Source organism: Kitasatospora sp. NPDC002522, from assembly GCF_053595195.1.
In genome coordinates, this window is record NZ_JBSFXE010000003.1 from 73,416 (window position 1) to 98,162 (window position 24,747).

The window sequence follows — 24,747 nt, forward strand, 5'->3', positions numbered from 1 at the left end:
CCGCCGCTACCCAGGCGCCGCACGGTGTCGCCCCGAACGAGCGAGCCGAATTGACACTGCGTCAGGCCGGAGGCCAGGATCTCTTATTGAAAACGAATTCCACTACCAACCAGAGAGCAGGCTCCCGTGTCCCTGGACGTCTCCCCCGCCCTGCTGGCCCTGGCCGAGCGCGACGAGGTCTCCGACGCCGACTTCCTCGCCACCGTCCGCACCTCGCTCCCCTACGCCTACCGCCTGGTCAACGACCTGAGCGCCGAACTGGCCACCTCCAGCGCCGAGTTCGCCGACAACACGATCGCCCCGAGCGAGGCCGAGCGGGCCCAGCTGCTGCGTGCCCTGGCCAGTGACTCGATCCGCGGCGCGCTGGAGCGGCACTTCTCGGTGAAGCTCGCGTTCCAGAACTGCCACCGCCTGGCGGCCTTCCACCCGCACGCCGAACACGGCGACGCCTACCGCGAGTTCACCTCGCCGCGGGCCCAGCTGCTGAACCAGTCCCCGGAGCTGCGGGACTGCTGACCCGGCGTCAGGCGGCGCCCATCGGGTGCGCGGGGTCGCGGCCGACCAGGCCGAGCAGGCGGGTCTGGGCGTCCGCGTCCGCGGGCACCGGGACGGGGTCGGCGAACAGCCCGGAGGCCGCCAGCGCGCCGGCGTGCGGGGTGACCTCGGCGAGCGCGAAGTCGGCGGCCGCGGGGTCCATCCGGGCGTCGGCGCCGATGCCCTGCGCGAGGTCCCAGCCGTGCAGGACGGCGTCGACGACCATCTCACGGGCGTAGCCGGCGGCCCGGCGGTCGCCGTAGGAGAGGTGCACGGTGCGGGCGAGCGCGCCGGGCTCCTCGAAGGCGGTGCGGGCCGCGTCGGCGGCGGCGGTCCAGGCGGCCACCGGGTCGTCGCCCAGCACGTCGCCGTCGAACCGGTCGCCGAGTTCGGCGACCGTGGCGCCGGACAGCATGGGAGGCACCCACAGCTGTTCGGCGGTCAGGTGGTTGACCAGCTCGCGCACCGTCCAGTCGGTGCACGGGGTGGCCCCCTGCCAGCCGTCGGCCGGCACGGCGCGGACCAGTGCGCCGAAGCGGTCCAGCGCCTGGGCGTAGAGGGAGAGCAGGGCGTCGTCGTCGAGGTGAGCTGCCATGGGTCCCACGCTTGCCCGCCCGGAGCCGGACGGGCAAGCCGACACCCCGTACGGGGCGGCGGAAGTCAGTCGACGGGGGCCTTGTCGCGCAGCAGCTCGACGAAGGCGCGCATCCACGTCGGGTGGTCCGGCCAGGCCCGGGCGGAGACCACGGTGCCGTCGACCACGGCGTCGCCGTCGACGAAGTTGGCGCCGCCGGCCGCCACGTCCGGCTCCAGGGCCGGGTAGGCGGCGGTGCGGCGCCCGGCCAGCACGCCGGTGCGCAGCGGGATCAGCGGGCCGTGGCAGATCTGCGCGAGCGGCTTGTCCTCGGCGAAGAAGTGGGCGACGATCCGCTGCACCTCGGGGTCGTTGCGCAGGTACTCGGGGGCGCGGCCGCCGGGCAGCACCAGCGCGACGTAGTCGGCCGGGTCGACGTCGGCGAAGGCCAGGTCGGCGGGCCAGGTGTAGCCGGGCTTCTCGGTGTAGGTGTCGTAGCCGGGGACGAAGTCGTGGACCACGAACTGCAGCGTCTTTCGGGTCGGCGCGGCGATGTCGACCTGGTAGCCCTCCTCCAGCAGCCGCTGGTACGGGTAGAACACCTCCAGTGACTCGGCCGCGTCGCCGGTGATGATCAGGATCTTCGCTGCCATGCGGGGATTCCGTCCCTTCGTCGCGCGTCGCGGCCCCGGCCGGGCCGGACCCAAGCCACCCTGCCCGGTGACGGACCGTCAGGCAACGGGGCGCGCGCCGTGTCGCACCGGGCGCGCGGGGCGGCCGGGTGCGCGCTCCCCCGGTCGCCGCAGCGGCCCGCCCGGGCGGCGGTACTCCGGGGGCGACCCGCCCGGGCCACGCCTAGCGTGCTGGCAAGGTCCGCCAGCCGGGAGGTCGTCATGCAGCACTCGCACATCGTGGACTCCGCCACCGTCGCCAACCTCCGTGACCTCGGCGGGATCGGACTGCCCGGCGGCGCCCGGGTGCGGCCCGGACTGGCGCTGCGCTCGGGCCAGTTGGACCAGCTGGACCCGGTCGGCGATCCGATGTTCAGCGCGTTGGGGGTGCGCACCGTGATCGACCTGCGCACCGACGCGGAGCGCGCGGCCTTCCCCGACCGGGTGCCGGCCGGCGCGCACCTGCTGGTCGCGGACGTGCTGGCGGACCAGGCGGGCAGCGGCACCACCGCCGCGCTGGCGGCGGCGCTGGCCGACCCGGCGGCGGCCAACCGGGCGCTCGGCGGCGGGAAGGCGGCCCGGGCGCTGCGCGAGGACTACCGGGCGTTCGTGACCAGCGCCTCCGCCCGGCAGGCCTACAAGCAGCTGATCACCGCGCTCGCGCACCAGGGCGGCGGCCCGGTGCTGTTCCACTGCACCGCGGGCAAGGACCGCACCGGCTGGGGCGCCACCCTCGTCCTGCTGCTGCTCGGCGCGGACGAGGCGACGGTGCGCACCGAGTACCTGTCGGTGGACCCGGCGGTGCGCGCCCGTTTCGCGCCGCTGGTGGAACGTTTCACCGCGGCGGGCGGCGACCCGGAGATCGCGGACGCGGTCTTCTCGGTCCGCGCCGAGTACCTGGCCGCCGCCCTGGACACGCTGGCCGACCACTGGGGCGACCCGGAGAGCTACGCCCGCGCTGGCCTCGGCCTCAAGGACGAGACGCTGGACAGCCTGCGCGGGCGGCTGGTGGCGGCCTGACGGGCCGTCACCCGGCGCCTGCTCACCCCGCGGCGCCCGCCGCGCCGACGCAGGCCTCGTTGCCCTCGGGGTCGGCCAGCACCCAGTGGTTGGGCGCGTGCTCGTCGGTGACCAGGCGTCCGCCCGCGGCCACGGCGGCGGCGATCCGGGCCTCGGCCTGGTCGTGCGGCACCCACACGTCGACGTGCACCCGGTTGCGCTGCGGGCGCGGCTCGTCCATCTGCTGGAAGTAGAACGGGGCGCCGCGCCGCGCGGGGTCGAGCAGGTCCTCGTCGCTGCCGGCCCGGTCGCGGTAGCCGAGCAGGGCCCGCCAGAACGCCACCACCGCGGGCCGTTCCAGCGCGTCGACGGTCACCTGCACGGTCTGCACCGCCCAGGGTTCGGCGACCGCGCCGAGCGCCCGGGCGGCGGCGGAGATCCGCCGGGCGGTGTCGACGTGCTGCTCGGTGAGGCCGTAGAACCCGGCGGTCTCGATCAGCCGGACGGTGACGCCCTCGGGCCGCAGGTCCACGTCCGGCGCGCCTACTCCGGGCGTCGCCGTCTCGCCGACCGCGGCCACCGCCTCGCCGATCGCGGTGACCAGCCGGACGCCGTCCGCGAAGCTCGTGGTGCGGAAGTAGGCGCAGGCGCCCTCGCCGAGCACCCGCCAGTCCCCGGTGCCCTCGGCCGCGTGGAACGTCATGGGCCGGATCCGCTGCTGAGCGGTCGTCATCTCCGGCGTCTCTGTCTTCTCTGTCGTCTCCGTCATCCCGGCAGGGTAGCGGCCGGGGCCGACGGTCAGCGGGCGCCGGCCCAGGCCAGCAGGTGCTCGGCGGACCAGCAGGTGAGGATGCGTTCGGCGTCCAGGCCGAGGGCGGCGGCGCGTTCGCAGCCGGCGATCTGCCAGTCGAGCTGTCCGGGGGCGTGGGCGTCGGTGTCGATGGTGAACAGGCAGCCGAGGTCGACGGCCTGGGCGAGCAGGTCGTCCGGCGGGTCCTGCCGGTCGGGGCGGCAGTTGATCTCCACGGCGGTGTCGTGCTCCCGGCAGGCGGTGAACACCGCCTCGGCGTCGAACGCGGACTGCGGCCTGGGCTTGTCGCCGAGCCGTCGGCCGGTGCAGTGGCCCAGCACGTCGACCAGCGGGTTGCGGACGGCGGCGAGCATCCGGCGGGTCATCGCGGCGGCGTCCATCTTGAGCTTGGAGTGCACCGAGGCGACCACCACGTCGAGGCGGGCGAGCAGCTCGTCCTCCTGGTCGAGCGAACCGTCGTCGAGGATGTCGCACTCGATCCCGGTGAGCAGCCGGAACGGCGCGAGCTCCCGGTTGAGGTCCTCGATCAGGTCGAGCTGTTCGCGCAGCCGCTGCGGGCTGAGGCCGTTGGCGACGGTCAGCCGCGGCGAGTGGTCGGTGAGCACCGCCCAGTGGTGGCCGAGGTCGCGGGCGGTGCGGGCCATCTGCTCGATCGGGACGGTGCCGTCGGACCAGTCCGAGTGCAGGTGGCAGTCGCCCTGCACCTTCTCGCGCAGGCGCAGCGCGGCGGTGGACGGGGCGGGTCCCTGGGCGGCGCGGGCCTCGGCCTCCAGCAGGTACTCGGGGGTGCGACCGGCGGCCGCGTCGACGATCACCCGGGCGGTGACCGGCCCGACGCCGGGCAGGCGTTCGGCCTCGGCGAGTTCGACCGGCCCGGCCGGTAGCCGGGCGGCGGCGGTGGCAGCGGTGCGGAACGCCTTCACCCGGTACGGGGAGGCGAGTTCACGCTCCAGCAGGAAGGCGATCCGTTCCAGGGCGGTGACCGGGTCCATGCGGCCAGTCTGCGCGGGCCCGGGCTCGGTGCGCACGTAGGCGCGCAGATCCGGTGCGCGGGGGCGCAAGCCGCCGAACCCCTTGTTGACACTCTGTCTCATTGGTTTACTCCTCCTGGAGCCCCCGCCGCCCCCACCCTCCCGGAGCCCGCCGATGCCCGACGCCCCCACCCTCGCCCAGCAGCGCAACGCCGATCGCGAGCTCAACGCCGCCCGCCTGCTGCGGGCCTCCGCCAGGCACTCGTACGACCCGCTCACCGAGATCGACTGGGACGCCCCGCTCGACCCCGAGCACTTCGCCCTCCCCGAACACCGGGTCTCCCTCTACGGCACCCCCCTGTGGGAGCGCCTCGACACCCGGCAGCGGGCGCAGCTGAGCGTCCATCAGTTCGCCTCCACCACGGCGGCCGGCATCTGGTTCGAACTGCTCCTGATGCAGGGCCTGGTCCGGCACGTCTACGCCGGCGACCTCACCACCCGGCACGCCCAGTACGCGCTCACCGAGGTCGCCGACGAGTGCCGGCACTCCACGATGTTCGCCCGCTACATCACCGCCACCGGGTACCCGTCCGCCCGCCCCACCCGGCGCGCCGACCGGCTCGGCCGGCTGCACATGTTCCTCAACGACACCACCATGACCTTCGCCGGGGCGATCTTCGTCGAGGAGTTCACCGACGCGATGCAGCGGGAGATGATCCGCGACGAGAGCCTGCAGCCGCTGGCCCGCGCCGTCGCCCGCATCCACGTCGTCGAGGAGGCCCGCCACATCGGCTACGCCAAGCCCGAACTCGAACGCCGCTGGTCGCGGATGACCCCCGCCCGCCGCGCCCTCTTCCGCCGGGCCCTCGCCGACCTCGCCCGCCAGTCTGTCGCCGAACTCATCCACCCCCGCGTCTACGCCCTCGCCGGCCTCGACCCCACGGAGGCGCGCCGCGCCGCCGCGACCAACCCCCACTGGCAACAGGCCCGCATCGACTGGGCCCGCAAAGCCCTCGACTTCTTCACCGACCTCGGCATCCTCACCCCCACCACCACCCACCCCTGGCGCCGCGCCTCCCTCCTCCCCTGACACCCCCGCCCCCGCAGGGCATCCGCCCGTCTTCTGCCCGCCCGCAGGGCGTCCGCGTGCCGTTGGTGGCCCATCTCCTCGTGATGGCGGAGGATCAGGGTGTGAGCAACGCGGGTGAGGCCGGCGGGATCCGGTTGGGGACGGCGCGTGGGCGCTGGGTGGTGGCGGCGACGGCGCTGGGGTCCGGCATGGCGATGCTGGACGGGACGGTGGTGAACGTCGCGCTGCCGCGGATCGGCGAGGACCTTGGCGCCAGCCTCGCCGCGCTGCAGTGGACGGTGAACGCCTACATGCTGACGCTCGCCGCCCTGATCCTGCTCGGAGGATCTCTCGGCGACCGCTACGGCCGGCGCCGCGTCTTCCTGATCGGCGTGTGCTGGTTCGCCGTCGCGTCGGCGATCTGCGCGGCCGCGCCCACCGTGGGAGTGCTGATCCTCGCGCGGGCCCTGCAGGGCATCGGCGGGGCGCTGCTGACGCCGGGTTCGCTGGCGATGCTGCAGGCGGTGTTCCACGAGGACGACCGCGCGGGCGCGGTGGGCGCGTGGTCCGGCCTCGGCGGCGTCGCGGCGGCCATCGGCCCGTTCCTCGGCGGGTGGCTGGTGGACGGGCCGGGCTGGCGCTGGATCTTCCTGCTGAACCTGCCGGTCGCGGCCGCGGTGGTGGCGGTGACGACCCGTCACGTCCCGGAGAGCCGAGACCCGGTCGCGCACGGCCGCTTCGACGTCCTGGGCGCGGTGCTGGCGGCGCTCGCCCTGGCCGGGCTCACCTACGCGCTGACCGAGGCCGGCTCGGGCCTCACCCCGGGCGCGATCGTCGCCGGCGTCGCGGGCGTGGCCCTGTCCGTCGCCTTCGTGGTCGTCGAGCACCGCTCGCCCAACCCGATGCTGCCGCTGAGCCTGTTCCACTCGCGGCTGTTCACCTCCGTCAACCTGGTCACGCTCTGCGTGTACGGCGCGTTCAGCGGGGTCTTCCTGCTGCTCACGGTGCAGCTGCAGATCGTCTCGGGCTTCACCCCGCTGATCTCGGGTCTGGCGCTGGTGCCGATCACCGTGCTGATGCTGCTGTTCTCGGGGCGCGCGGGCCAGTTCGGCCGCGCGGTCGGGCCGCGGCTGCCGCTCACCGTGGGGCCCCTGCTGGTCGCGGCGGGCGTCCTGCTGATGCTCCGGATCGGCCCGGACGCCGACTACTGGACGGACGTGCTGCCCGCGGTGACCGTGCAGGGCGCCGGCATGACCCTGCTGGTCGCCCCGCTGACCGCGACCGTGCTGGCCGCGGTGGACGTCAGCCGGGCGGGCATCGCGTCCGGCGTCAACAACGCCGCCGCCCGCGCGGCCGGCCTGTTCGCGGTCGCCGCGATCCCCCCGCTGGCGGGCCTGAGCGGCGACGCCTACCGGATCCCGGCCGAGGTCAACACCGCCTTCCACACCGCCATGCTGATCTGCGCCGGCCTCCTGACCGCCGGCGCCCTCCTCGCGTTCACCCTCATCCGCTCCGACGCCCTCAAGCCCGCCCACCCCGTCGCCGAACCCGACTGCGACTGGTACTGCGCCCCCACCACTCCCCCCATTCACCCCGACGACAGCGCCCCGGGCCGCGCGGGCTCCCCGACCTGACGGCCCGGAGACGGCACTCGGCCCCGGGAGGCGGGGTGCCTTCCGGGGCCGAGCAGGGCTGACGGTGGGTCAGAGGATGTCACCCGGGGCGTACTTGGCGGCCTCGGGGTGGGTGGCGGCGACGGCTTCGACGCGGCGGACGATCTCGGCGACCTGGGCGGCGGCGGCTCCGGTGAAGGAGAGGCGGTCGGCGAGCAGGGCGTCGAGGGCGGGGCGGTCCAGCGGGATGCGGTCGTCGGCGGCGAGGCGGTCCAGCAGCGCGTTCTCGCGGGCGCCCTCGCGCATGGCGAGCGCGGAGGCCACCGCGTGCTCCTTGATGACCTCGTGCGCGGTCTCCCGGCCGACGCCGGCCCGCACCGCGGCCATCAGGACCTTGGTGGTGGCCAGGAACGGCAGGTAGCGGTCGAGCTCGGCCTCGATCACGGCGGGGAAGGCGCCGAACTCGTCGAGCACGGTGAGGAAGGTCTCCAGCAGGCCGTCGAAGGCGAAGAACGCGTCCGGCAGCGCGACGCGGCGCACCACGGAGCAGGAGACGTCGCCCTCGTTCCACTGGTCGCCGGCGAGTTCGGCGGTCATCGAGGCGTAGCCGCGCAGGATCACCGCGAGGCCGTTGACGCGCTCGCAGGAGCGGGTGTTCATCTTGTGCGGCATCGCCGAGGAGCCGACCTGGCCGGCCTTGAAGCCCTCGGTGACCAGCTCGATGCCGGCCATCAGGCGGATGGTCTTGGCCAGGCTGGACGGGCCGGCGGCGAGCTGGACCAGGGTGGAGACCACGTCGTAGTCGAGCGAGCGCGGGTAGACCTGGCCGACCGAGGTGAAGACGTTCTCGAAGCCGAGGTGCGCGGCGACCCGCTGCTCCAGGTCGGCGAGCTTGTCGGCGTCGCCGCCGAGCAGGTCGAGCATGTCCTGGGCGGTGCCGACCGGGCCCTTGATGCCGCGCAACGGGTAGCGGGCGATCAGTTCCTCGAGCCGCGTGTAGGCGACCAGCACCTCGTCCGCGGCGGTGGCGAACCGCTTGCCGAGGGTGGTGGCCTGGGCGGCGACGTTGTGCGAACGGCCGGCCATCACCAGCTCGCCGTACTGCGCGGCGAGCCGGCCGAGGCGGACCAGCACGGCGACGGTGCGGTCCCGGACCAGCTCCAGCGACTGCAGGATCTGCAGCTGCTCGACGTTCTCGGTGAGGTCGCGCGAGGTCATGCCCTTGTGGATCTGCTCGTGCCCGGCGAGCTCGCTGAACTCCTCGATCCGGGCCTTCACGTCGTGCCGGGTGACCTTCTCGCGGGCGGCGATGGACGCCAGGTCGACCTGGTCGATCACCCGCTCGTAGTCGGCGACGGCGGTCGGCGGCACCTCGATGCCGAGGTCCTGCTGCGCCTTGAGGACGGCCAGCCACAGCTGGCGCTCGAGGACCACCTTGTGCTCGGGGGACCACAGCTGGGCCAGGGTCGCCGAGGCGTACCGGGAGGCCAGGACATTGGGGATCTTGGGCTTCGCGCTCACGCTTGGCAAGCCTAACAGTCGAGGTCAGACGCGAACGCAGCGCGTCCGGTGCTGCCGGTCCGGCGCGGCGAAAACCCGGTGGTTCCGGGTGCGGGGGCGGGCTGGGGTCCCGCCAGGGGCACCAGGGCTGAGCGGTCGGCCGGGGCTCGGAAACCCGGGGCTCAGAACAGCGCGTCCTGCTCGGCGGGCGGGGCCGGGCGGGACCGGGGCAGCAGGGCGAGGCCGGTGCAGTCGGCGGCGGTGTCGCCGTGCAGGGTCCAGCCGCTGAGCAGGCGGGTGTCGAGCAGCAGCGGGGCGCCGTGCGGCGGGTCGAGGAAGAGGTGCCCGCCGATCGGTCGGCGCAGCCGGCCGGCCAGCCGGGCGCCGTCGGCGAGCGCCTTGACCTGCCGGTACTCCTCGGGTGCGCCGGCGTCCAGACCGTACAGCTCGACCTGGTCGGTGACGGCGTGGTCGGGCAGCAGGCGCAGGTCGTGGCCGGCCAGCAGGGCGAGCGCGGCGGTGCGCAGCTCGGCGAGTTCGCGGTGGCGGCGGTCGGCGGGCGGGAGGTCCCACCAGGCGGGGTACTTGGCGGCGGCGGGGATCCGTTCGCGGGCCAGTCCGGCCTGGGCGACGGTGAGTTCGGCGCGCCGGACGGCGGGCAGCCGGCCTTCGGCGAGGAACGTCCAGGTGAGTGCGGCCTGTTCGAGCAGGCGGCCGGTGCCGCGTTCGGCGGCGGTGAGGCCGACCTTGCGCAGTCCGGGGCCGAACCAGGCGAGGTAGAGCCGGTAGTCGCGGCCGTCGTCGAGGATCTGGTCGCGGGCCAACTGGAGCCCCCGGTCGGCGCCCTGACAGGCCGGGCACTGGGTGGCGGCGCCCTCGGGGTCGATGCTCTCGCGGTACGGGCAGGACCGGTGGCCGCGGGCGGTGCGGATGCCGGCGCAGCGGCGCGGGCCGGTGATCCGCCAGGCGACGGGCAGTCCGTCGGTGACCGGTCGGGCGTGGGTGCGCCGGCCGTCGGTGGCGGTCAGCTCCGGCCGGCCGTCGTGCCAGCGCAGTCCGGTGGCGGTCCATCCACTCCCCTGGTGCATCCGGCGAGCGTAGACCACGCCGCCGACAGGGTCAGGGGCTGAGCAGCGGCAGGACCTGGGCGCAGAGCCGGGCGAGGGTGGTGCGCTGCTCCTCGTCGAGGCTCTCGAAGGCCTGGCGGGCGCGGGTCATGTCGTCGCGGATGCGGGCGAGCACGGTGCGGCCCTGCTCGGTGATGGTGACGATCTTGACCCGGCGGTCGGCGGCGGCGGCTTCCCGGTGGGCGAGGCCGAGGGTCTCCAGGCGGTCGACGATGCCTGTGACGTTGGAGGCGTCGCAGCCGAGCCGGCCGGCCAGCGCCCGCATCGGGACGGGCTCCTGAACCGCCTTCAGCGCCTTGGCCTGGGAGGAGTTCAGCCCGTGCCGGGCCGCGGCGGCGGCGAAGTCGTGGAAGTAGGCCGCGCCGACGGCCGCGACCGCCTCCATGAGCTCGGCGGTGGAGGGTGCGGAGCTGGTGCCTGTGGTGCCCATGGCGTCAGGGTACGCCGATCGTTTCAGGGCCTCCAGTATTGAGTCCGGCAAGTAGTTGCGCGGATCCGGTGCGCACGGTGCGCAGGCGGGCCGCTCAGAGCACCAGCCGGTCGAACAGGTGGTGCAGCTCGGCCTCCGGGTCGGCCGTCAGCCCGGTGTGCACCGGGCTCGGCTGGACCACCGCGCTGCGCGGCGCGGTCAGCCAGCGGAACCGCTGCCCCGCACTGTCGCCCGCCGCCGGCCCGGCCGCCTCGCCGCCCCGGCACACCGCCTCGATGCCGCGCAGCGCCCGCCGCACCCCGGAGACGTCCGCCACCGCGTCGAGCGCCAGCAGCCGCCCCTGGTCGAGGTGCGTGCGGGCGCCGAGGAACCCGGCGTGCCGGCAGTACAGCAGCACCCCGACGTTGACGAACTCCCCGCGCTCCACCCTGGGCACCGCCCGGATCAGCGCGTACTCGTAGTCCCGCCACGACCCGTCCATCAACCCGCCACCTCCGGAAGCCAGTCGCGCGGCCCGGCCAGCCGGGCGGTCAGCTGCGCGGTGTACGCCGCGCGCACCTCGTCGGGCCCGGCGAAGCCGGGCTCCTCGGCCAGCCACACCTCGGGGATCGCCGCCACCGCCGCGGGCAGCGCGGCCGCGGCCAGGTCGGCGAGCTCCGCGTCGACCTCCGCGAGGTGCACCGCGGCGTGCCGCAGCGCGTGGTCGGAGGCGTCGTAGGGCCGGCGCCGCCAGCTCTCCGCGCCGGCCCAGTGGTGGTGGAAGATCAGGCTGGCGCCGTGGTCGATCAGCCGCAGCCCGCCGGCCGCGACCAGCAGGTTGGGGTTGCGCCAGGACCGGTCGACGTTGCCGACCAGCGCGTCGAACCAGAGCACCCGCGCGGCGAAGAGCGGGTCCACCTCGAAGCAGAGCGGATCGAAGTTCAGCGCCCCGGAGACGTACGCCATGCCGAGGTTGGCACCGCCGCTGGCCCGCATCTGGTCCTGGATCTGCACCTCGGGCTCGCTGCGCGCCAGCACCGGGTCCAGGTCGACCACCACCAGCTCGGGCACCGGCAGGCCCAGCCCGCGGCCGAGCTCCCCCGCCAGCACCTCGGCCACCAGCGCCTTGCGGCCCTGGGCGGCGCCGACCCACTTCAGTACGTACAGGCGGCGGTCCTCGGCCTCGATCAGGCCCGGCATCGATCCGCCTTCGCGCAGCGGCGTCGCATAGCGGACGGCCGTCACCTCGGAGAGCATCCGGACAGCCTATCGGTCGCTTGGAGATGCACCCGCCGTTACCCCGTGCGAGTGTGGCGAGCAGTCGTCCTTGCTACTCACGGACCTGCAAACAGTAGGGGATGAAGATGGAACGACCTCGGATCCTGATCGTCGGCGGCGGCTTCGCCGGACTCGAGTGCGCGCGCCGACTGGAGCGCAAGCTCGCACCCTCCGAGGCGGAGATCTCCCTGGTCACGCCGTTCAGTTACCAGCTGTACCTGCCGCTGCTGCCGCACGTCGCGGCCGGCGTGCTGACCCCGCAGTCGGTGGCGATCTCGCTGCGCCGCACCCTGCGCCGCACGCACATCGTGCCGGGCGGGGCGATCGGCATCGATCCGCGGTCGAAGGTGGCGGTGGTCCGCAAGATCACCGACGAGGTGGTCGCGGAGAAGTACGACTACCTGGTGCTGGCACCGGGCAGCATCACCCGCACCTTCGACATCCCCGGCCTGCCGGACTACGCGCGCGGCATGAAGACCCTCGCCGAGGCGACCTACATCCGCGACCACGTGATCGCCCAACTCGACCTGGCCTCCGCCTCGATGGACGAGCGCGAGCGCGCCTCCCGGCTGCAGTTCGTGGTGGTCGGCGGCGGCTACGCGGGCACCGAGACCGCGGCCTGCCTGCAGCGGCTGACCACCGCCGCCTCGCGCCGCTACCCGCGGCTGGACCCGCAGCTGATCAAGTGGCACCTGATCGACATCGCGCCGAAGCTGATGCCCGAACTCGGCGACAAGCTCGGCCAGACCGCGCTGGAGATCCTCCGTGGCCGCGGCGTCGACGTGTCGCTCGGGGTGTCGGTCGCCGAGGTCGGCGCGGAGACCGTCAAGTTCACCGACGGCCGCAGCCTGCCCTGCCGCACCCTGATCTGGACCGCCGGCGTGACCGCCTCCCCGCTGGTCGGCACCCTGGACGCGGAGACCGTGCGCGGGCGGCTCGCCGTCACCGCGGAGATGCGGGTGCCGCAGTTCGAGTCCGTCTTCGCGCTCGGTGACGCCGCCGCCGTCCCCGACCTCGCCAAGGGCGACGGCGCGGTCTGCCCGCCCACCGCCCAGCACTCCGCCCGGCAGGGTCGCAAGGTCGCCGACAACCTGGTCGCCGCACTGCGCAACCAGCCGCTCCAGCCGTACTACCACAAGGACCTCGGCCTGGTCGTCGACCTCGGAGGCAAGGACGCGGTCTCCAAGCCGCTCGGCATCGAACTGCACGGTGTACCGGCCCAGTTGGTGGCTCGCGGCTACCACGTGATGGCGATGCGGACCAACGCCGCGAAGTACCGCACGGCGGCCAACTGGCTGCTCAACGCCACCGCCGGCGACGACTTCGTCCGCACCGGCTTCCTGGCCCGCCAGCCCGCCCGCCTCCGCGACTTCGAGTACACCGACGCCTACCTCACCCGCGACCAGGTCCGCGAACACGCCCAAGCCCTCCTCGCCAAGGGCTGACACCCGCCCCCACCGAAGCCCCCAGCCCACCCGGCCGGGGGCTTCCGCATGCGCTGCGCCGGGCAGGGTCCGGCAGGCCGAGAGGGCAACGGTTCAGGCAAAGGCCCCCGCCCGCATGCGGCCGGCAGCGGTTTCGGGTCGGACGGGCAGTGCGGGGACCTGGTGAGGTCGGGCACCCGGCACGGCCCGCCGCCAGCGTTTGGTGGTGGGGTCAGGTGAGGCGGGAGGCGTGGGGGGAGCCGGTGAGGATGGTGGCGAGGTCGGTGGCGAGGGTGGTGGCTTCGGTGGGGGTGAGGGTGGAGATGGTGAGGCGGATGCCGGGTGGGGAGGTGAGGCGGAAGCGGGCGCCGGGGGCGGGGACCCAGCCGCGTTGGAGGAGGGCGGCGGTGGTGGCGGTCTCGTCGGCGACGGGGACCCAGACGTTGAGGCCGCTGGCGCCGTGGGCGGGGATGTGGTGGGCGGCGAGTGCGGCGAGGAGGGCCTCGCGGCGGACGCGGTAGGTGGCGGCCAGCCGACTCGCGGGGGCGGCCTCGCTGCGCCGCAGGTGCAGGACGGCGCGTTGCAGGAGGTGGCTGACCCAGCCGGCGTCCAGGCGCTGGCGGCCCAGGACCCGGGCGATGGTCTCGGCGTCGCCGAGCGCGACGGCGACGCGCAGGTCGGGGCCGAGGGCCTTCGCGGCGGAGCGCACCAGCACCCACTGCCGGACGGTGGTGCCGCCGCGACCGTCGGCGGCGAGCGACTGGAAGGGCTGGTCGACCATGCCGTGACCGTGGTCGTCCTCGACCAGGACGGTACCGGGGTGGGCGGCGAGGACGGTGCGCAGGGCGGCGGCGCGGTCGGCGGTGAGGGCGGCGCCGGTGGGGTTCTGGGCGCGGCTGGTGACGATCAGCGCGCGGGCGCCGGCGGCGAGCGCGGCGGCGACGGACCCGGGGCGCGGGCCCTCGTCGTCGAGTTCGACGGGGGCGGTGCGCAGGCCGAGCGCGGGGAGCAGGTCGAGCAGGCTGCCCCAGCCCGGGTCCTCGACGGCGACCGTGTCGCCGGGCCGCAGGGTGGCCGAGAGCACCCGCGCGATGGTGTCCAACGCGCCTGAGCAGACGGCGAGTTCACCGTCCGGGGCGCCGTCTGCGGCGAACTCGGCGCGGGCGTCGGCGAGGAGTTCGGGGTCGGCGACGGGGTGGCCGTACAGGACGGTGGGGCCGGTCGCGGCGGCGGCGAGGGCCGGGCCGAGCGGTGGGAGCAGCGCGGGGTCGGGGTTGCCGTCGGAGAGGTCGCGGCCGCCGGGCGGGACGGGGAGCCGGGCCTGGTCGCGGGGGGTGGTGACGGGTCTGGGGCGAACGCGGCTGCCGCGGCGGCCGGCGGTCTCGATGACGCCGCGTTCGCGCAGCAGGCGGTAGGCGGCGGCGACGGTGTTGGGGTTGACGCCGAGTTCGCCGGCCAGGTCGCGCAGCGGTGGCAGCGCGGCGCCGGGGGCGAGGGCGCCGTCGGCGACGGCCTGCTCGATGTCGGCGGCAATCTCGTTGGCACGCCGACCCGTGATCCGATACTCTCCTAGCACAAAAGAGATTATGCACTAGTACATAGAGGTTGTCATGTCGATCACGCCCGGCGAGTCGTACGCCAGCAACTCTCGCACCACTCCGACCCGGGACAAGGAGCGGGCCGCCTGGGACAAGGACGCGGTGCACGCGATCCTGGACGCCGGGTACCTGTGCCACCTGGGCTTCGTCCGGGACGGCGCGCCGGTGGTGCTGCCCACGCTGTACGCGCGGGTCGGCGAGCGGCTGTACGTCCACGGCTCCACGGGCAGCCGTCCGCTGCGCGGGGCGCGGGACGAGCAGGGGCTGCCGGTCTGCGTGACGGTGACCCACCTGGACGGGCTGGTGCTGGCGAAGTCGGCGTTCAACCACTCCGTCAACTACCGCTCGGTGGTGGCGCACGGCGTCGCCCGGCAGGTCACCGACCCGGAGGAGCTGCGGATCGCGTTGGACGCGATCGTCGAGCAGGTCGTGCCGGGCCGGGCCGCGGACTGCCGGCCGGGCAACGCCAAGGAGCTGGCCGCGACCGCGGTGATCCGGCTCGACCTGGACGAGGTGTCGGCGAAGAGCCGGGTCGGCGGGGTGAACGACGAGCCCGAGGACCTCGAACTGCCGTACTGGGCGGGCGTGGTGCCGGTCCGTCCGGTGTACGGGGAGCCGGAGGCCTCGCCGCACAGCACCGCCGCGCTGCCCGGCTACCTGGCGAACTGAGGGGGTCCGGATGCTGATCCGCGGTTGGGACCGGGGCGAGGAGGCCGAGTGGCGGGCGTGGCTGGCGGCCGGGCGGGACTTCGGCACGCTCGCCGCCAACGGTCCGGACGGTCCGGTGCTGGTGCCCACGCACTTCCTGCTGGACGCCGACGCCGGCGAGATCCTGCTGCACCTGGCGGCGCCCAACCCGCTGCTGGCGGCGGTGCGCGCCGACCCGCACGTCACCCTGGCCGTGACCGACGACTACGCCTTCGCACCGGGCCGCTGGCGCGGCGAGCCCTACGTGCCGACCAGTTACTACGCCTCGGTGCAGTTCTCCTGCACGGCCGAGCTGGTCGAGGACCCGGCCGGGAAGGCGGAGATCCTCAACCGGCAGCTGGCGCACTTCCAGCCGCAGTGGCCCGAGGACCGGGTGGTGGCGGGCGCCGAGCCGTACGGACCGATGCTGACCGGACTGCGGGGGCTGCGGCTGACGGTGCGTCGGGTGCGGGCGAAGTTCAAGTACGACGACAAGAAGCCGGTGGAGCTGCAGGCGGAGATCGCCGACCGGCTCGCGGAGCGGCATGCGGCGGCCGGCTCGCCGCAGGACATGGGGGCTCGGGGGCAGCTGCTGCGGCGCAACGCCCGGCGTGCGGGCTGTCCGGCCGGGCCTGACAGGTCATCGGACTGACCGCTCATCACCTTCGGGCGTGTCGGACGGCCGCCGCAGGGTAGGCGCTGGTCGAATGAGTCCGATATCCACCCGAACTGGGTGGATTGCGACCGAGGGAGAGACCACTGGCTACCCACACCGCCGGACGGGACGAGCACCTCGGGCACGTGGTGTTCATCTCCGCCGCCGCCGCGATGGGCGGGTTCCTGTTCGGCTACGACAGTGCGGTGATCAACGGCGCGGTCACCGGTATCCAGAAGCACTTCGCGGTGGGCAACGGCGAGACCGCGTTCGTGGTCGCCATCGCGCTGCTCGGCTCGGCCGCCGGCGCGGTGGTGGCCGGCTGGCTGGCCGACCACTTCGGCCGGGTCCGCACCATGCTGCTGGCCGCAGGGCTGTTCGCGGTCAGCGGGCTGGGGTCGATGTTCCCGCCGACCATCCAGGTGCTCGCCATGTGGCGCGTGCTCGGCGGCATCGCCATCGGCATCGCCTCGGTGATCGCGCCGACGTACATCGCCGAGGTCGCGCCGACCGCGTACCGGGGCCGGCTGGCCTCCTTCCAGCAGCTGGCGATCGTGCTCGGCATCACCGTCTCGCAGCTCGCCAACTGGGCGCTGAACCAGGCGGCCGGCGGCGAGTCGACCAACGAGCTCGGCGGCATCCAGGCCTGGCAGTGGATGCTCGGCGTGGAGACCGTCCCGGCGCTGGTGTACGGCCTGATGGCGCTGGCCATCCCGGAGTCGCCGCGCTACCTGATCGCCGACCGGCGCGAGGACCAGGCCCGCGCGGTGCTGCGCGAGGTGGAGGGCGAGGGCGTCGACCTGGACGCCCGGGTCGCGGAGATCCGGCACGTGCTGAACACCGCGCACAAGCCCCGGCTGAAGGACCTCACCAGCCGGCGGTTCGGGCTGCTGCCGATCGTCTGGGTCGGCATCGGCGCCTCGGTGTTCCAGCAGTTCGTCGGCATCAACGTGATCTTCTACTACTCGTCCTTCCTGTGGCAGTCGGTCGGCATCAACGAGTCCAACTCGCTGCTGATCAGCCTCTCCACCTCGATCGTCAACGTGATCGGCACGGTCATCGCGATGGCGTTGGTGGACCGGATCGGCCGCAAGCCGCTGGCGCTGGCCGGCTCCGCCGGCATGGCCGTCTCGCTCGGGCTGGCCGCCTGGGCGTTCTCCTTCCGGCAGGGCACCGGCGACACCGCCACCCTGGACGACGCCTACGCCACGGTGGCGCTGATCGCCGCGCACGTCTTCGTCTTCTGCTTCGCCTTCTCCTGGGGCGTGGTGGTGTGGGTGCTGCTCGGCGAGATGTTCCCCAACGCGATCCGGGCGCTGGCGCTGTCGGTCGCCGCCTCCGCGCAGTGGATCGCCAACTGGGCGATCACCGTGACCTTCCCCGACCTCTCGGACTGGAACCTGTCGGCCACCTACGTCATCTACGCCTGCTTCGCGCTGCTGTCGATTCCGTTCGTCGTGTTCTGCATCAAGGAAACCAAGGGCAAAGCGCTGGAGGAGATGGGCTGAGCAGAAGTTGACCTTGTGTCAGGCAGTGGGTGGCGGACGTAGATCCGGCCACCCACTGCCAATAGAGTGCCAAGCGAACGGGCCGACCCCGGTGCCCGCGGCCACCCCCGACGGAGAGGTCATGGCCAGTCCCCGGCAGAACGTCAGCTTCCCCGGCCCCAGCCGGACCGTGCACGGCTACCTGGCCCTCCCGCCCAAGGGCGTCGGCCCCGCCGTGCTGGTGGTCCAGGAATGGTGGGGCCTCACCCGGCACATCGCCGAGATCACCGAGCGGCTCGCCGAGGAGGGCTTCGTCGCCCTCGCCCCCGACCTCTACGGCGGCACCGTCACCCACGACCGCGAGGAGGCCGCCCGGATGAAGCGGGAGCTCCCCGCGAAGCAGGCCGCCGCCGAGCTGTCCTCGGCGGTCGACTACCTGCTGGAGCTGCCCGAGACGGTCGGCGACGCGATCGGGGTGACCGGGTTCTGCATGGGCGGCGGCCTGGCGCTGCGGCTCGCCGCCCGCGAGGGCGACCGGGTCGCCGCCGCGGTGCCCTTCTACGGGCTGCCCGACGACCCCGACTTCGACTACCGCGGCCTCACCGCGCACGTCCTCGGCCACTACGGCGAGACCGACCGCTCGCTCCCGCTGCCCGTCGTCGACGAAGCCGCCACCCGCATCGGCGAGGCGACCGACCGCCGCCCCGAGATCCACTTCTACCCGGCCGGCCACGCCTTCATGAACGACGAGAAGACCCCCAGCACCTACGACCCCCTCCAAGCCGAAATCGCCTGGCGCCGCACCCTCACCTTCCTCTGGGGCCACCTCGGCTGACCACCAGCCGCCTCCGGCGGGAGCGGCGGGTTCAGCGGGTGCCGGCGGTCGGCGGGAGCGGCGGATCCGGGGGGGATCGGGCGAAAAGACGTGGACATACGGGTTGTGGCGTGGCCATAGTCTGGCGGTGAACTCGTACCTTCCGGCTTGGGCCGGCCGTAACTACCGCATTCAGACCGCTGCCACGGTGGTGAGTGGGCTGGGGAATGCCGCTGCGCCGATTGCCACGGCGTTTGCCGTGTTGAACGCGGGGTGGGGGACGGCCGAGGTGGGGTACGTGACGGCGGCGCGGACGGTGCCGTTGGTGGCGTTGCTGTTGGTGGGCGGGGCGATCGCGGACCGGCTGCCGCGGCACCTGGTGATGGTCGGCGCGAACGCGTTCAACGCGCTGTCGCAGGCGGCCCTCGCGGCGCTGGTGCTGCTCGGGCAGCCGAGCCTGTGGGCGCTGGTGGTGCTGTCCGCGGCGGGCGGCGCCGGGCAGGCGTTCTACGCGCCGGCCGCGGAGGGCGTGATCCTCCGGGCGGTGGCGCCGGAGCACGCGGCGAAGGCGTTCTCGGTCTTCAAGATGGCGTTGAACGGCGCCCAGATCGGCGGCGCCGCGCTCGGCGGTGCGCTGGTCGCGGTGGTCGGCCCGGGCTGGGTGCTGGCGGTGGACGCCGGGTGCTTCGCGGTGGCGGCGGCGCTGCGGGTGCTGCTGGAGCCGGAGGCGGCCGACGCGCGCGGCCCGGAGCGCCCCGGGCTGGTGCACGAACTGCGCGTCGGCTGGCGGGAGTTCCGCTCCCGGCAGTGGCTGTGGGCGATCGTGGTGCAGTTCTCGCTGATGAACGCCTGCACGATGGCGGTGGAGGCGGTGTACGGGCCGGTGGTCGCCAAGGAGCGGATGGGCGGCGCGGGGGCCTGGGGTCTGGCGATGGCCGCGCTGAGCGTCGGCATGGTCTCCAGCGGGGTGCTGATGGCGCGGTGGGAGCCGCGCCGGGTGCTGCTGGCCGGCAACCGGGGGGTGTTCCTGTTCGGCCTGCCGGCGCTCGCGCTGGCCCTGCGGCTGCCGCTCGCCCCGGTGGTGGTGGCGATGTTCCTCTCCGGCGTCGGCGTGACGGTCTTCGTGGTCGGGTGGATGGTGACGCTCCAGCAGGAGATCCCCGAGGACCTGCTGTCCCGGATCTCCGCCTACGACTCGTTCGGCTCCTTCGCGCTGCTCCCGGTGGGCACCGCCCTGGCCGGCCCGGCCGCCCAACTGATGGGCCTGAGCGGGGCGTTGTGGGCGTGCGCGGCGATCTCCCTGGTGCTGGCGGCAGCCGCGCTGCTGGTCCCCGAGGTACGGACCCTGGAGCGCACCGCCGCCTCCGGGGCGCACACCGCGGCCGCACAACCGGAACCGGCCACGTCCGGGTGACAGCCACTGACAGCAGGCAACCCCCGGCGGCCGGAACACGTCCTACCGGATGACACGGACACCGCCCGGGGGGACCTGAATGCCCAAGCCGCTTCTGTATCTTGACGTCGACGGGGTGCTCAATCCGGTCTTCCCGCACCCCGCCGAGGAGTTCGACACCCACACCCTGCTCGGCTACTCCGTCCTGCTCTCCCCGCGCCACGGGGACTGGCTGCGCGAGCTCGACGAGCACTACCAGCTGGTGTGGGCGACCACCTGGGAGGAGCAGGCCAACGAGCACCTGGCCCCGCTGCTCGGCCTGCCGCAGCTGCCGGTGGTGGTCTTCACCGGCTACGTGCCCCGGCCCGGCGACCCCCGGGTGCCGCTGATGGAGCTGTTCTCCGCCCGCAAGTGGGCGCCGATCCTGCGCCACGCGGAGGGCCGCCCGTTCGCCTGGGTGGACGACTGCATCCCGCCCCGCCTGGTGCGCCGCAGCCTGCTGCGCCCGGACCGGCTGCTGCTGCCGATCGACCCCGCGCAGGGCCTGCGCCGCGAGCACGTGGACCGGCTGCTGCGCCGCCCGCCGTCCCGGGCGTTCCCCAGCTTCCGGGCCTGCTGACGCCGGATCAGCGGGCGGGTCGGTCCCGGACGGCCGCCGCCGGGTCCGGGACGCCGGACACCTCGACCCACAGCCGCTCCCAGCGGGCGCTGTCGCTGTGCCCGAACCGGTCGCCGAGGTCGAGCAGCCGCAGCACCGCCAGGGTCCGGGCCGCGTCCGGCGGCTCGGCGACCCGGACGGTGACCCGGGTGCCGCCGTCCCGGATCCAGGCGACCGCGGGCTGCCGGCCGGTCAGCTTGTGCAGCGCGTCCGCGATCCGCCGCGCCCGCAGCCGGTCACCGTGCCAGCCCGGCTCCGCTCCCATGCCCGACTCCCGTCCCGCCTGCGTGTGTCGCGCCCCACCCTAGCCGTGGCCTGACGGTGCGTCAGGCTTCGGGGCGGTGCGTCAGGCTTCGCGGCGGTGCGTCAGGCTTCGCGGCGGTGCGTCAGGACGGCAGCCAGCTGACGTGGCCCGCCAGCAGGGCGTAGCCGACGAACGCCACGGTGTCGATCAGGGCGTGTGCGGCGACCAGCGGGCCGACCCGGCCCCAGCGGCGGTAGAGCAGGCAGAAGACCACGCCCATCACCATGTTGCCGACCAGTCCGCCGACGCCCTGGTAGAGATGGTAGGAGCCGCGCAGCACCGAGCTGGCGGCCACCGCGGCGGGCCAGGACCAGTTCAACTGGCCGAGCCGGCGCAGCAGGTAGCCGAGGACGACGACCTCTTCGAGGATGGCGTTCTGCCAGGCGGAGGCGATCAGCACCGGGATCCGCCACCACACGTCGGGCAGTCCGGAGGGGGCGACCGTCAGGTTGTAGCCGGCCGCCTGCGCGGCCAGGTAGAGGGCGAGGCCGGAGCCGCCGATGCCGGCCGCGACCAGGGCGCCGCGGCCGAGGTCGGAGAGCTTGTGCCGCAGGTCGAAGCCGAGGACGCGCAGCGAGGTGCCCTCGCGGATCAGCAGGTAGCCGACCAGGACGACCGGCATCAGGCCGCGGGCGATGTAGTAGAGCTGCCAGGCGAGGTCGAGCCAGGGACGGCCGGGGGCGCGTGAGGTGTTGAGGGTGGCGACCTGCTTGCCGAGCGCCAGCGGTTCGGTGAGCGAGCCGGCGAAGCTGATCAGCGCCGCGACCCCGCTGGCGCCGAGCGACAGGCCGAGGACGATCAGCAGTTCCGCGCCGAGCAGCCGGCGGGTGGGGGTCTGGGTGCTGGGCTCGGTCGAGGCGGTGGTCACTGGTCTCCCCGAGGGCGGATGCGGCCCGGAGCGCGGTGCGGTCTCCGGGCCGATCATCCTTCCACAGGAAGATGAGCCGATCCTGGAACGTCGGCCCGGGTCTCCCGGCCGACGTCCGGGGTGGGTCGGTCAGCCGACGGCCGGGGTGGGTCGGTCAGCCGACGGCCGGGATTGGTCGGTCAGCCGACGTCCGGGGAGGTCGGGTCAGCCGACCGGCCAGGTGTGCACGGGCTCGCCGGTGCGCATGTACTCGACGTACCGGCGGGTCATCGCGGCGATCGCGGCGTTCGGGTCCATGCCGTAGTTCTCCCGCAGCCGGTGCACGGTGGCGGCCTGCCAGGCGGCGCCGTTGGTGCGGCGCAGGCAGCGCTGCTCGATGATGCCGAGGTAGCGGTCCCGGTCGCGCGGCTCGATGCCCCACTCGTCCAGGCCCTGGTGGGCCAGCGGCAGCAGCTCGTTCAGCACCAGGTCGGTGGCGCTGGTCTCGGCCAGGCCGCGGCCGGTGCGGCCGGAGCGCGGCCAGTACTGGACGGCGTCGATGCCGTAACGCGCGCCCGCCTGGAAGTTCTCGTCGGCCTTCTCGAACGGGAGCCTGGTCCAGATCGGCCGGGGCTGTTCGGCGAGCATCCGCACCACGCCGTAGTAGAAGGCCGCGTTGGCCAGGGTGTCGGCGACGGTCGGGCCGGCGGGCAGGCAGCGGTTCTCCACCCGCAGGTGGGCGACGCCGTCGGCGACGTCGTACACCGGGCGGTTCCAGCGGTAGATGGTGCCGTTGTGCAGCCGCATCTCGCCGAGCCGGGGAACGCCGCCGGAGGCCAGCACCTTGGCCGGGTCCTCGTCGTCGCAGATCGGCAGAAGCGCCGGGAAGTACCGCAGGTTCTCGGCGAACAGGTCCAGCGCGGAGTCCACCCAGCGCTCCCCGAACCAGGTGATGGGGCGCACGCCCTGGGCCTTGAGCTCGGCCGTACGGGTGTCGCAGGCCTGCTGGAACAGCACCGGCCGGGTCTCCCGCCACAGCTCCCGGCCGAACAGGAACGGGGAGTTGGCGCCCAGCGCGAGCTGGACGCCGCAGATCGCCTGGGCCGCGTTCCAGACCGAGGCGAACCGCTCCGGGGTGACCTGCAGGTGCAGCTGGACGGAGGTGGCGGCGGCCTCGGCGACCATCGAGACCGAGTCCACCGCGAGCCGCTCGACGCCCTGGATGTCGAGTGCGATGTCCTCGCCGCGGGCGGCCAGGATCTGGTCGCTGAGCAGGCTGTACCGGTCGTTGTGGGACATCGCGTCCAGCCCGGCGTGCTCCAGGTCGAGGGTCGGCAGGATGCCCACCATCACGATCCGCGCGCCCACCTCGGCGGCCCGGCGGTCGGCGTACTTGAGGCCGGTGTCGAGCTCCTCGCGCAGGTCCTCGAAGACGTGTCCGGCCAGCCGGCGCGGGGCGATGTTCACCTCGATGTTGAACCGGCCCAGCTCGGTCTGGAAGTCCGCCGAGGCGATCGAGCCGAGCACCTGTTCGTTTCCGAGCACCGGCAGGCCCTGCTCGTCCGCCAGGTTGAGCTCGATCTCCAGGCCCATCATGGCTTTCGGGCGGTCGAACCGTTCCTCCCCCAGCATCCGCTCCAGCACGTCCAGACAGGACTGCAGCTTGCGGCGGTACAGCTGCCGGTCGGACAGTTCCGCCCGGGTGGCCACGACCTTCTCGCCCACGGGTGCCTTCCCTCCCCCTCGGTCGACAATGCCTGAGCATCATGCCCAGCCGGAAGATCGATAGCCCGGCATGCGAACAGGTGGACGAGACAAGGATTCTGACGGTCCTTCAGCTCTGCCCCGACTTGCACGGCACCACGGAACGTGATATGAAGGTCACCCTGCGCACCTGTTCGAGTAGAATTCGCACGCCGCACAGGCCCGGCCACGGCCGTCCGAGCCACCCGTTCATCCGAGGAACTCGTCGACGGCCCGCCCACCCACTCGGCGGCCATGCACAACCGGACACGGCCAGGCTCCCCATGTCGACGCCGTGCCGGTATGCCGCATCCGCACGCCGATCTCGCACGGAGAGGCGACCCAGCCATGACCTTGCACCCGTCCCAGCCCCCCGCCGGCGCGCTGCACGCCGTCCACGCCGCACTCGGCTCGGAGGTGGCCCTGCGCCAGCCCGCCGCCGCCGTGCTGCGACATGGCGATCTCGCGCCGCAGCCCGCCCTGGCCCTGCCGGTCCATACCCTGCGCGGCCCCGCGCCGAGGCTGGCCGCGGCGGACCGCACCGGGTGGCGCTTCCTGGTCCGGGCGGGCGCGCAGGACCAGGCGGACAACCCCCCGGCCGAGCCGGGCTGCCCGCCCGCCGGCCGGGCCGCGGAGCCGGGCGAGAGCGCGGCCGGCGAGGGCGCCGTCTTCTCCGAGGAGGCGCTCGCCGGGGTCGCCGCTGCGGCCGAGGTGGTGCAGACCGCGGACGGGCCGCTCTTCTCCCACTTCACCGCGGGGCCCTACCTGGACTCCGCCGTCCGCGCGCTGCGCCAGGCGTGGCAGCTGACCCAGGGCGCACCCAGCCCGTACGAGCCGCGGCTGCTGTCGCTGCCCGACCACTACGCGACCGCCCTGTGGCTGCACTCCGGGCACCCCGGCGAGGACCTGCTGATCCCGCTGGCCCCCGCGCCGCTCGGCGTCACCGCGCACCAGGTACTGCCCGCCGCCGAGTTGCTCGCCCGCCTGGAGCACTCCCCCGCGGCCCGCCCCACCGCGCTGATCGGCTGACCCGCCGCCGACCGGCTCCGCCACCACCTGGACGGGCTATCCCGGACTGATCCGATCGGATCAGTCCGGGATAGCCCGTCCGTGTTCGTTCGCGCCCGGCCGGCGCCCGCTAGGGTGATCTCGCAGCCTCTTCTGTGGCGCATGTCACCAAATGCCTGCGCCATGGCTCCTCGGGGTCGACACTGGTGGTCGACAGGAAGAGGATTGAACGTCCTACCCGCCTGACGCCGTTTCAATCATGCACGGCGCCAAAACATTTCCGCCGGCAGGGCGGCGCCCTGGGGGGTGGCCGTGCGGCGGAGAGGAACCCTGAGCGAAGCGAGGTACGAGGATGTGCCAGCACCGACCCGAGTGTCCATCCGTGGAGTCTCCCGACCGTGAAGCGGCCGTGCCGGTCGCCCGCCACCCCGAGCAGGGGTGGAGCCTGCTGTGCAACGGCGTCCTGCTCTTCGACGACACCGGCGAACTGCTCCCCGACGGCCGGGTGATCGCCCCCCGACGCACCCTGCTCATCGCCGCCTGAGCCCGCCCTTCTCTCCCCTGCGCTTGTCT

At 73.8% G+C, this 24,747-nt stretch carries 26 protein-coding genes; 13 read left to right on the forward strand and 13 right to left on the reverse strand.

Features of this window, described 5'->3' with window-relative positions:
- The first annotated feature begins 126 nt into the window (after nt 1–126).
- Nucleotides 127–516, forward strand: a complete 390-nt coding sequence (locus ACWD4U_RS03365) for an SCO5389 family protein (protein ID WP_363453437.1) — start codon at nt 127–129, stop codon at nt 514–516.
- Nucleotides 517–523: 7 nt separating this feature from the next.
- Here the strand turns inward: ACWD4U_RS03365 and ACWD4U_RS03370 are convergent, their stop codons facing one another.
- Together ACWD4U_RS03370 and ACWD4U_RS03375 are read right to left on the reverse strand one after the other, a co-directional pair.
- Complete coding sequence (locus tag ACWD4U_RS03370) at nt 524–1,129, reverse strand: TIGR03086 family metal-binding protein (RefSeq protein ID WP_363453435.1); 606 nt, start codon at nt 1,127–1,129, stop codon at nt 524–526.
- A 65-nt stretch (nt 1,130–1,194) separates the two neighbouring features.
- Nucleotides 1,195–1,761 carry a DJ-1/PfpI family protein gene (locus ACWD4U_RS03375; RefSeq protein WP_363453433.1) on the reverse strand — a complete coding sequence of 189 codons (567 nt, stop codon included), beginning with the start codon at nt 1,759–1,761 and terminating at the stop codon, nt 1,195–1,197.
- Between the two features lie 240 nt (nt 1,762–2,001).
- On the opposite strand from ACWD4U_RS03375, the gene ACWD4U_RS03380 reads away from it, so the two are divergent.
- Nucleotides 2,002–2,799 carry a tyrosine-protein phosphatase gene (locus ACWD4U_RS03380; RefSeq protein WP_363453431.1) on the forward strand — a complete coding sequence of 266 codons (798 nt, stop codon included), beginning with the start codon at nt 2,002–2,004 and terminating at the stop codon, nt 2,797–2,799.
- 22 nt (nt 2,800–2,821) lie between these two features.
- Here ACWD4U_RS03380 and ACWD4U_RS03385 read toward each other — a convergent pair whose 3' ends face one another.
- A complete protein-coding gene (locus ACWD4U_RS03385; protein WP_363453429.1) occupies nt 2,822–3,547 on the reverse strand; it encodes a VOC family protein in 726 nt (241 codons plus the stop codon).
- Nucleotides 3,548–3,576: 29 nt separating this feature from the next.
- Nucleotides 3,577–4,581 (reverse strand): PHP domain-containing protein, encoded by a 1,005-nt coding sequence (locus tag ACWD4U_RS03390; RefSeq protein ID WP_363453603.1) that lies wholly within the window; start codon nt 4,579–4,581, stop codon nt 3,577–3,579.
- A gap of 154 nt (nt 4,582–4,735) precedes the next feature.
- On the opposite strand from ACWD4U_RS03390, the gene ACWD4U_RS03395 reads away from it, so the two are divergent.
- Both ACWD4U_RS03395 and ACWD4U_RS03400 read left to right on the forward strand, forming a co-directional pair.
- The gene (locus ACWD4U_RS03395) at nt 4,736–5,650 is read left to right on the forward strand and encodes an AurF N-oxygenase family protein (RefSeq protein ID WP_363453427.1); all 915 of its coding nucleotides are present in this window, start codon (nt 4,736–4,738) and stop codon (nt 5,648–5,650) included.
- 101 nt (nt 5,651–5,751) lie between these two features.
- Complete coding sequence (locus ACWD4U_RS03400) at nt 5,752–7,263, forward strand: MFS transporter (protein WP_363453425.1); 1,512 nt, start codon at nt 5,752–5,754, stop codon at nt 7,261–7,263.
- A gap of 69 nt (nt 7,264–7,332) precedes the next feature.
- On the opposite strand, the gene purB is transcribed toward ACWD4U_RS03400, so the two are convergent.
- The 5 genes from purB to ACWD4U_RS03425 form a co-directional block, all read right to left on the reverse strand.
- Complete coding sequence (gene purB, locus ACWD4U_RS03405; RefSeq protein WP_363453423.1) at nt 7,333–8,772, reverse strand: adenylosuccinate lyase; 1,440 nt, start codon at nt 8,770–8,772, stop codon at nt 7,333–7,335.
- A gap of 152 nt (nt 8,773–8,924) precedes the next feature.
- Nucleotides 8,925–9,830, reverse strand: a complete 906-nt coding sequence (locus ACWD4U_RS03410) for a DUF2797 domain-containing protein (RefSeq protein WP_363453421.1) — start codon at nt 9,828–9,830, stop codon at nt 8,925–8,927.
- 31 nt (nt 9,831–9,861) lie between these two features.
- The gene (locus ACWD4U_RS03415; protein WP_363453419.1) at nt 9,862–10,299 is read right to left on the reverse strand and encodes a MarR family winged helix-turn-helix transcriptional regulator; all 438 of its coding nucleotides are present in this window, start codon (nt 10,297–10,299) and stop codon (nt 9,862–9,864) included.
- Between the two features lie 94 nt (nt 10,300–10,393).
- A complete protein-coding gene (locus tag ACWD4U_RS03420; protein WP_363453417.1) occupies nt 10,394–10,780 on the reverse strand; it encodes a DUF3037 domain-containing protein in 387 nt (128 codons plus the stop codon).
- Entirely contained in the window at nt 10,780–11,535 is a 756-nt protein-coding gene (locus ACWD4U_RS03425) for a HipA family kinase (RefSeq protein WP_363453415.1), read from the reverse strand. Before ACWD4U_RS03425 ends, ACWD4U_RS03420 begins: the two co-directional genes overlap by 1 nt.
- Before the next feature lie 107 nt (nt 11,536–11,642).
- Between ACWD4U_RS03425 and ACWD4U_RS03430 the strand changes: the two genes are divergently transcribed.
- Nucleotides 11,643–13,001: an NAD(P)/FAD-dependent oxidoreductase gene (locus tag ACWD4U_RS03430; protein WP_363453413.1), complete on the forward strand. Its 1,359-nt coding sequence runs from the start codon at nt 11,643–11,645 to the stop codon at nt 12,999–13,001.
- A 211-nt stretch (nt 13,002–13,212) separates the two neighbouring features.
- On the opposite strand, the gene ACWD4U_RS03435 is transcribed toward ACWD4U_RS03430, so the two are convergent.
- Nucleotides 13,213–14,556 carry an aminotransferase class I/II-fold pyridoxal phosphate-dependent enzyme gene (locus ACWD4U_RS03435; protein ID WP_363453411.1) on the reverse strand — a complete coding sequence of 448 codons (1,344 nt, stop codon included), beginning with the start codon at nt 14,554–14,556 and terminating at the stop codon, nt 13,213–13,215.
- A 34-nt stretch (nt 14,557–14,590) separates the two neighbouring features.
- On the opposite strand from ACWD4U_RS03435, the gene ACWD4U_RS03440 reads away from it, so the two are divergent.
- From ACWD4U_RS03440 to ACWD4U_RS03465, 6 genes are all read left to right on the forward strand, one after another.
- Entirely contained in the window at nt 14,591–15,247 is a 657-nt protein-coding gene (locus tag ACWD4U_RS03440) for a pyridoxamine 5'-phosphate oxidase family protein (RefSeq protein WP_363453409.1), read from the forward strand.
- Between the two features lie 10 nt (nt 15,248–15,257).
- A complete protein-coding gene (locus tag ACWD4U_RS03445) occupies nt 15,258–15,917 on the forward strand; it encodes an FMN-binding negative transcriptional regulator (RefSeq protein ID WP_363453407.1) in 660 nt (219 codons plus the stop codon).
- 149 nt (nt 15,918–16,066) lie between these two features.
- On the forward strand, nt 16,067–17,428 hold the full coding sequence (locus tag ACWD4U_RS03450; protein ID WP_449787086.1) for a sugar porter family MFS transporter: 1,362 nt from the start codon (nt 16,067–16,069) through the stop codon (nt 17,426–17,428).
- Between the two features lie 121 nt (nt 17,429–17,549).
- Nucleotides 17,550–18,242, forward strand: coding sequence for a dienelactone hydrolase family protein (locus ACWD4U_RS03455; protein ID WP_363453405.1), 693 nt, complete (start codon nt 17,550–17,552; stop codon nt 18,240–18,242).
- A 127-nt stretch (nt 18,243–18,369) separates the two neighbouring features.
- Complete coding sequence (locus ACWD4U_RS03460; RefSeq protein ID WP_363453403.1) at nt 18,370–19,635, forward strand: MFS transporter; 1,266 nt, start codon at nt 18,370–18,372, stop codon at nt 19,633–19,635.
- Nucleotides 19,636–19,714: 79 nt separating this feature from the next.
- Nucleotides 19,715–20,233, forward strand: a complete 519-nt coding sequence (locus ACWD4U_RS03465) for an HAD domain-containing protein (RefSeq protein WP_363453401.1) — start codon at nt 19,715–19,717, stop codon at nt 20,231–20,233.
- A gap of 7 nt (nt 20,234–20,240) precedes the next feature.
- Here the strand turns inward: ACWD4U_RS03465 and ACWD4U_RS03470 are convergent, their stop codons facing one another.
- The 3 genes from ACWD4U_RS03470 to ACWD4U_RS03480 all read right to left on the reverse strand — a co-directional run bounded on the left by ACWD4U_RS03470 (nt 20,241) and on the right by ACWD4U_RS03480 (nt 23,148).
- Entirely contained in the window at nt 20,241–20,537 is a 297-nt protein-coding gene (locus tag ACWD4U_RS03470) for a hypothetical protein (protein WP_363453399.1), read from the reverse strand.
- A gap of 121 nt (nt 20,538–20,658) precedes the next feature.
- The gene (locus tag ACWD4U_RS03475; RefSeq protein ID WP_363453397.1) at nt 20,659–21,444 is read right to left on the reverse strand and encodes a CPBP family intramembrane glutamic endopeptidase; all 786 of its coding nucleotides are present in this window, start codon (nt 21,442–21,444) and stop codon (nt 20,659–20,661) included.
- 204 nt (nt 21,445–21,648) lie between these two features.
- On the reverse strand, nt 21,649–23,148 hold the full coding sequence (locus ACWD4U_RS03480) for a glutamate-cysteine ligase family protein (RefSeq protein ID WP_363453395.1): 1,500 nt from the start codon (nt 23,146–23,148) through the stop codon (nt 21,649–21,651).
- 366 nt (nt 23,149–23,514) lie between these two features.
- Here ACWD4U_RS03480 and ACWD4U_RS03485 point away from each other — a divergent pair, with 366 nt between their 5' ends.
- Both ACWD4U_RS03485 and ACWD4U_RS03490 read left to right on the forward strand, forming a co-directional pair.
- A complete protein-coding gene (locus tag ACWD4U_RS03485; RefSeq protein WP_363453393.1) occupies nt 23,515–24,195 on the forward strand; it encodes a hypothetical protein in 681 nt (226 codons plus the stop codon).
- Nucleotides 24,196–24,526: 331 nt separating this feature from the next.
- Nucleotides 24,527–24,718, forward strand: a complete 192-nt coding sequence (locus ACWD4U_RS03490; RefSeq protein WP_363453391.1) for a DUF5999 family protein — start codon at nt 24,527–24,529, stop codon at nt 24,716–24,718.
- Nucleotides 24,719–24,747: the final 29 nt, after the last annotated feature.